We start from the raw sequence: 6299 nt of genomic DNA, 5'->3' as shown, positions 1-6299 counted from the left end.
ATTCAGGCGCTGTTGCTGTTCTTTGAGTTCAAGCAAGAGTTCCTGAAATAATTCACGGCTCAACGGCGTCAGGTCATTTTCCGCGTTTTCCAGATGGTCAGGCAAACATTGCTCAACCTTGTGGGCGCTTTCGGGGATGGCAATGCCATATTCTAAGCCCAGTCCGCGGATTTGATTAATCAGCGCCGTTCTGTTTTTCATGAGCCGCTGGCGAACCCGATGCAAACACTGAATATCCTGTTGTGCTTGTGTTTTTTCCGGCACATAACGCATCCCCTGACGACTGTCTGCTTCCACAATAGCCATCGCATCATTTTTATCATTCTTGCTGCCCATTCTGAAGGGGACAACATACTGGGGACTAATTTGCTTCACTTCGTGACCAAAGCGTTTAAATTGGCGACTCCAGTAATTTGCGCTGCCACACGCCTCCATCACGATTTTTGAAGGAGGCTGCTGCGCAATGAAAGCCGTTAGTTTATCGCGCGTGACCACGGTATTTTTAATCACTTTTCCAAGCGGGGACGCAATATGTAATTGAAACACTCGCTTTGCCAGATCAATTCCGATAACTTGTTCCATTGGACACCTCTTCATATTTTTGCTGATGTATTCAGCATGGCTCACTGAAGCCGTTTTGGGGAGGTGTCCATTTCATTAGTATATGACCTTGCACTGGTCAACATTGTCAAAACACTCTCTCACCAAGTTGGATGTACACCGGCACAACTTGCACTTGCTTGGGTTCTTTCTCGAGGCGAGAATATTGTCCCTATTCCGGGCACCAAGCGTAGGAAATATCTTGAGGAAAATGTGAAAGCGGTAGACATAAATATTCCACAAGGCGTGTTTGATGAACTCTCCAGTGCATTTTCACAAAATATGGCTATTGGCAATCGCTATCCAGATGCGACTCAAAGCCTTCTAAATAGTTAAGGATAATTACCCTTTCAATATATATGGAAATCAATCAGATGTCTCATTCTGTCAAATTTACGTCACCAAAATCTGTAGTGGTGGTAGGTGCAGCACGTACTCCAATTGGAAGCTCCAACGGAAGTCTTTCAAAAGTACCGGCTCATTCATTGGGTGCTGCCGCTATTAAAGCTGCGATTAAGCAGGCTCAAATTAGTGAACATGAAGTAGACAAAGTTGGTCTTCCAGAAAAGACTACCGCATATTTAGTCAATCAGCTTGCGGTTCGGGCTTACGTGCGATCATACTGGGCGTACAACAAATCCTGACTGATCAATCATCAATTGTTGTTGCGGGGAAACAGGAATCTATGTCGATGCCCCCGCAAACAAATGGTATCTGTGAACGCTTCCATAAAACGATTTTACAAGCGTTTTATCAGGTGACGTTCCGCAAGAAACTTTACGGTGACATGGACAGGCTGCAAAATGTGCTGTGGGCGAACGCCAATGGAAACGTTACTGGATGGAAAACGCATCTGGACAGAAAAAAATCTGAACCAGATTTAACCTGACAGACACCTGTATAAATAACCGGTAACTGTCAGGTCAGGTCTGAGCTAGTACACGTTATAATTGCGTATTTCCAAACCTCCCCACAGTGCTGGCGAACTTTTTTTAATTTTTTCAGTCGCTCCACGCTTTTCCATTCCCGAAAGAACATCAAGTAATTCTAAGGGTTTTATATCCGCTATTGGTCTATTGCCAATATAAGGAAAGACATCATTCTCAAAAGCACTCATCATGTCAGCCCGGTATCCTGCTGACCATCTGTCTTTGCGCTTTTCATACTATTCACGAGTAATTTTCTCGAAAGTATTCTCTGACATAATAATACTTTCTCGTTTCTGCCTTTTTCTATCCTCAGAAGGGTTAATGCCACCAGCAATCATAGAGCGACACTCTGCGGTTCTTTTCCTTGCTTCCGCTAAAGGCACTTCAGGGTAAATACCTAAAGATAGCATCTTCTGCTTACCTTCAAAACGATAACGGAATCGCCAACCCCTAGATCCGTTCGGTTCCACCAATAACCAAAGCCCATTTCCATCAGACAGCGTATAAGACTTTGCTTCTGGCTTAGCTCGCTTAATTGCCACGTCTGTTAGCTTCATCATTTCCCCCGTGTGTATAGGAAAAACTATACACAATTTCATGTCGCTTTCAGGAGATGTTAGGAGACTGGGAGTTATGGCTATTTATTGATTTTACTAAGAAAAGTAGACTTGAAGAGACGTTGGGAGAAGTGTTAATGGCGGAGGAGGAGAGATTCGAACTCTCGGATGGTTTCCCATCGGCGGTTTTCAAGACCGCTGCCTTCAGCCGCTCGGCCACCCCTCCGCGATGTCGAGCACTATAAACATCACTATTCCCAATGTAAAGTATTTATCGGCTCAACTGCCGTTAATTTACTCACAATACGGTCTATTGGTCTACTTATTCAGCACCTTGGGTAATCTTTCTTGGGAATAATGGTTATTTTTGCTAAATTGCGGCCATCGTTATTGGATGGTAAAAAAGTTATGTTGGTATTTGAAGGTCGTGAAATCAAAACGGACGCACAAGGTTATCTAAAAAATTACCGTGATTGGCAAGAAGCCATGGCACCTGTTATTGCCGGGCAAGAGGCGATCACGCTAACCGAACAGCATTGGGAAGTGATACGTTTTGTACGTGAATTCTATGAAGAATTTAATACTTCGCCCGCTATTCGTATGTTAGTCAAAGCCATCTCGCAAAAATATGGTGAGGAAAAAGGCAATAGCCGTTACCTTTATCGCCTATTTCCTAAAGGGCCGGCAAAACAGGCAACTAAAATTGCCGGCCTTCCGAAACCCGTTAAATGTATTTGATCGATTCATCCGTCATTAGTGACGGATGCTAAAATCACTCATCTCTTCTGCTTGACAAAGCTGAGATCTAAAATGTTCTATTTTGGCACTCGGTGGCCCGCCCTGCTCCAGCCAATGTGTTAACATTTTGATTTGCATATCATTGCCACTCGCGACAATTTTAACACTTCCGTCATCCCTATTGCGGACATATCCCACCAACTTGTTTTTCTTTGCCCAACGGTAAGTGTGATAACGGAACCCCACTCCCTGTACTCTTCCGTAGACATAAATAGTCACGCTGTATTTAGTCATCGTTACATTCCCCCCAGATAAGATGGTAAGCACTTTAAAAATGCTAATCCCACTTTTGATATTGTATTTTATATACGCAACAGCTAACCTGAAATTGTGAGGTGGCGGTCACATGTCATCTTGGTTTCAAAAATCATGCAGAAATTCCGGCTACCGCTACCGGATGTGCGCTTGAAATTTACCTTACTGTCCCTATATAAGAGTCATTGCAAAGTTTCTTTGGAGGTGACTATGATGATCGCCAGCAAATTCGGTATCGGCCAGCAAGTACGACATAGCTTGCTGGGTTACTTGGGGGTTATTGTCGATATTGATGCAGAATATTCTTTAGAGCAACCGCAGGAAAATGATATTGCATCTAATGCGACTTTACGTTCTGCGCCGTGGTATCACGTTGTAATGGAAGATGATGATGGACAACCTATCCATACTTATTTGGCAGAAGCTCAATTGACTTACGAAACATCGGATGAGCATCCAGAACAATCTTCTCTGGATGAGTTGGCCGAATCTATCCGCAGTCAATTGCAAGCTCCGCGACTACGAAATTAAATGCGTTTATTACCGTTATCCAAATCATAACAGTAAGGTGGTGAATCATTCACCCATCGCCGCCTTATTCACTTTTCCAGCCCCAACCGCGGGATTTCAATTTTTGGGCAACGATCCATCACAACGTCCAGTCCTGCGTTTTCTGCTAATAATCTGGCTTCTTCATTGATAATGCCTTGTTGTAACCAAAGCACTTTCGCGCCAATGGCGATAGCTTCCTGCGCAACGCCATAGACGGCTTCCGCATTGCGAAAGACATCAACCATATCAACAGGCTGTTTAATATCAGATAATTGGCTCACAACAGGCTGATTTAATAAAGTTTGTCCCGCCAATTTAGGGCTGACAGGAATAACGTTATATCCCTGATCCAATAAATATTCCATCACCTTATAACTTGGGCGATGCGTTTTCTCGCTCGCTCCGACTAACGCAATGGTTTTAACTTTTCCCAGTATATCGGCCATATATTGCTCTTTCATTTAACCTCCCATATCCCCTGTGTCAGGTATCTTGTAACTTGCGTTTTTTTACGCTTACGGTTTGCGTTGAATCGGAACGCCCAATTGCGCCAATTGATGAATAAAAATTGATGGATTTTTCGGCTCCTGCATTAACCAAACCTGCTTTTTTGCCCGCGTCAATGCGACGTATAAAAGACGACGTTCTTGTGCATCAGGGTAATCCTCAGGTGGCGGCAATAAAACCTGTTCCATCACGGAGCCTCTTTCTGGTGCCGGAAAAGCGTTTTCGCCCTGCTGCAATCCCAAAATAATGACATAATCCGCTTGCTGCCCTTTAGCGGCGTGAATGGTCATAAATTCAATTTTCAAATTTGGCCAGCGAGTCGGCGCTTTTTTCAATAATTCGGGTTTGAGATAGTGATAACGCGCCAATAATAAGATAGTTTCCTGCCGGGTAACATAACCACTCATTTTATTCAGCAATGCTTCCAATTGCTCTTGCGGTAAAATCACAACCGATTTTTTATTCCCTTTGGTCTGGCTATTGAGCGGTTTCTTTAATTGATAAGGATTTTGTTGGATAAATTGGTTAGCTATTTCTCCAATACGGTCATTGAAACGATAAGTTGTATCCAATATACATTTCACTCCGTTGCCAAAATAAGTTGAAAATACCGTCGTTAACGTTAATTCAGCCGCACTAAAACGATAGATTGCCTGACAATCATCTCCCACCGCAAAGAGATGGGTTCGCTTATTTTGTGCTTTCAATGCGGTTAATAATTTCATTCTCAAGGGGGAAATATCTTGAAATTCATCCACCAGAATATGTTTCCACGGGCTAATAAATCGATCTTTCTGTAAAATATTCACTGCCTGATGAACCAAACCAACAAAATCAACGGCACCTTCCGATTTCAATGCAGATCTCCAGGCTTTCAGCAACGGTGCCATAAGCCGCAGACGTTTCTGCAATATATCACTATAAGCAGCAGGCGCCTGTTCAATCATCTCTTTTTGACTGCCGCCTTGCATACGTATTAGCGCCAGCCAACGTTCCAGATGGACCGATAAGCGCGTCGTCAATGACTTATCATGCCAATATTCACCTTCGGGTAATGGCCAATCCCATTCTTCGCTCAACCATTCTCGCCAACCTTTAACCTGGGCTTTTTTTTCTCTGCACTGTTTTTGCCATTCCTGAATAATAAAATCACGGCGTTTTTGGTCATCAGTTTCCAGCTCGCTAATTTTCGGTGACTTATTGCTGCCTCGCTGAATAATATGCAATGCCAAGGCATCAAATGTGCTGGCTTTTATTTCTTTTGTTGCCAAATGAGCCTGAATACGTTTATTCATTTTATCGGCGGCCTGACGATCAAAAGCCAGCAACAAAATTTGTTCAGGAAGGGCTTGTTGGCGTAACAATAACCATCCCGCGCGCGCCACCAAAACAGCGGTTTTCCCACTGCCCGCCCCCGCCAATACCAGAATATGTTGTTCACCATTAATCACGGCCTGACACTGTGAACGATTAAGGGATGATGTTTCGATTGGTTGGAAAAATGTCTGGAAAAATTGTCCATGTTGCACCAGCATGCGATCTTCCCATTGCTGATTCAGGGTGTGAATTATTTTTTCCCCCTGCTCTAACCAATCCAGACAAATCTTATAATTGCCACGACAATGTTCAAATTGCTCAATTCGTTGTAATGGCAAAGGCAAAGCCTGAAAGGTTTCCTCGATTTGTTGCCGCACAGAAGCTAAATCTTCGCTTTTCAACCAACGGTTTTGTTGTTTGATTTTATCTAGTTCATTGACTTGATTTGCCAAGACACCCGCACTGACATCACTCATCTCGAGGCTCCATTTTTGCCATTCCTTTAATAAATCATGGTAAAAATGTTGTGTTTGCTGCCATTCCGTGCCGTGCAGACGAACCACTTTGCCTTCTGGTAATTCAAATTCCAGTTCCCCCCAAACAATCCCTCGCTTACACTGAATAGCAATTAATTGATTAAAGGGAATAAGGTACCGGTGTTTATCACCGCTAACTTCAATACCCGCATTAAGCAAACGCACCCGATTATAAGGGTGTTGAGCAAAACGTTGGCCAATTTGTGTTGATTTTAGTTCCATTGTCGTGGCACCGTACCTGAAAATTG

7 protein-coding genes, 1 tRNA gene and 4 pseudogenes are annotated in these 6299 nt (G+C 43.4%); 6 read left to right on the top strand and 6 right to left on the bottom strand.

Translation table 11 applies throughout. From position 1 onward, the window contains the following. A partial coding sequence (locus tag PSI15_RS01815) for an IS110 family transposase (protein ID WP_273582048.1) occupies nucleotides 1-582 on the bottom strand: 582 nt, incomplete at its 3' end. A 135-nt stretch (nucleotides 583-717) separates the two neighbouring features. On the opposite strand from PSI15_RS01815, the pseudogene PSI15_RS18535 reads away from it, so the two are divergent. The 4 genes and pseudogenes from PSI15_RS18535 to PSI15_RS01800 all read left to right on the top strand — a co-directional run. Beyond that, a pseudogene (locus PSI15_RS18535) lies at nucleotides 718-829 on the top strand (aldo/keto reductase); the annotation flags it as partial. Between the two features lie 145 nt (nucleotides 830-974). Beyond that, nucleotides 975-1244: a hypothetical protein gene (locus PSI15_RS01805; protein ID WP_273582046.1), complete on the top strand. Its 270-nt coding sequence runs from the start codon at nucleotides 975-977 to the stop codon at nucleotides 1242-1244. Next, nucleotides 1223-1270: pseudogene (locus PSI15_RS18530) on the top strand (hypothetical protein); the annotation flags it as partial. The gene PSI15_RS01805 and the pseudogene PSI15_RS18530, both read left to right, overlap by 22 nt. 9 nt (nucleotides 1271-1279) lie before the next feature. Beyond that, a pseudogene (locus PSI15_RS01800) lies at nucleotides 1280-1484 on the top strand (IS481 family transposase); the annotation flags it as partial. A gap of 58 nt (nucleotides 1485-1542) precedes the next feature. Here PSI15_RS01800 and PSI15_RS01795 read toward each other — a convergent pair. After that, nucleotides 1543-2086, bottom strand: a pseudogene (locus PSI15_RS01795) (tyrosine-type recombinase/integrase); the annotation flags it as partial. A 138-nt stretch (nucleotides 2087-2224) separates the two neighbouring features. After that, nucleotides 2225-2312 (bottom strand) — tRNA-Ser (locus tag PSI15_RS01790). 182 nt (nucleotides 2313-2494) lie between these two features. Here PSI15_RS01790 and tusE point away from each other — a divergent pair. Next, nucleotides 2495-2824, top strand: a complete 330-nt coding sequence (gene tusE / locus PSI15_RS01785) for a sulfurtransferase TusE (protein WP_273582055.1) — start codon at nucleotides 2495-2497, stop codon at nucleotides 2822-2824. Between the two features lie 15 nt (nucleotides 2825-2839). On the opposite strand, the gene yccX is transcribed toward tusE, so the two are convergent. Beyond that, nucleotides 2840-3118: an acylphosphatase gene (gene yccX / locus PSI15_RS01780; protein WP_273582045.1), complete on the bottom strand. Its 279-nt coding sequence runs from the start codon at nucleotides 3116-3118 to the stop codon at nucleotides 2840-2842. 234 nt (nucleotides 3119-3352) lie between these two features. On the opposite strand from yccX, the gene hspQ reads away from it, so the two are divergent. After that, nucleotides 3353-3670, top strand: coding sequence for a heat shock protein HspQ (gene hspQ, locus PSI15_RS01775; RefSeq protein ID WP_273582054.1), 318 nt, complete (start codon nucleotides 3353-3355; stop codon nucleotides 3668-3670). A 68-nt stretch (nucleotides 3671-3738) separates the two neighbouring features. Here hspQ and PSI15_RS01770 read toward each other — a convergent pair whose 3' ends face one another. Together PSI15_RS01770 and helD are read right to left on the bottom strand one after the other, a co-directional pair. Next, on the bottom strand, nucleotides 3739-4152 hold the full coding sequence (locus tag PSI15_RS01770) for a CoA-binding protein (protein WP_273582044.1): 414 nt from the start codon (nucleotides 4150-4152) through the stop codon (nucleotides 3739-3741). 54 nt (nucleotides 4153-4206) lie between these two features. Further along, entirely contained in the window at nucleotides 4207-6273 is a 2067-nt protein-coding gene (helD, locus tag PSI15_RS01765; protein ID WP_273582043.1) for a DNA helicase IV, read from the bottom strand. Nucleotides 6274-6299: the final 26 nt, after the last annotated feature.

Source organism: Xenorhabdus sp. PR6a, assembly GCF_028599065.1.
GTDB lineage: Bacteria > Pseudomonadota > Gammaproteobacteria > Enterobacterales > Enterobacteriaceae > Xenorhabdus > Xenorhabdus doucetiae.
This window is presented reverse-complemented; position numbering and strand designations above follow the sequence as displayed.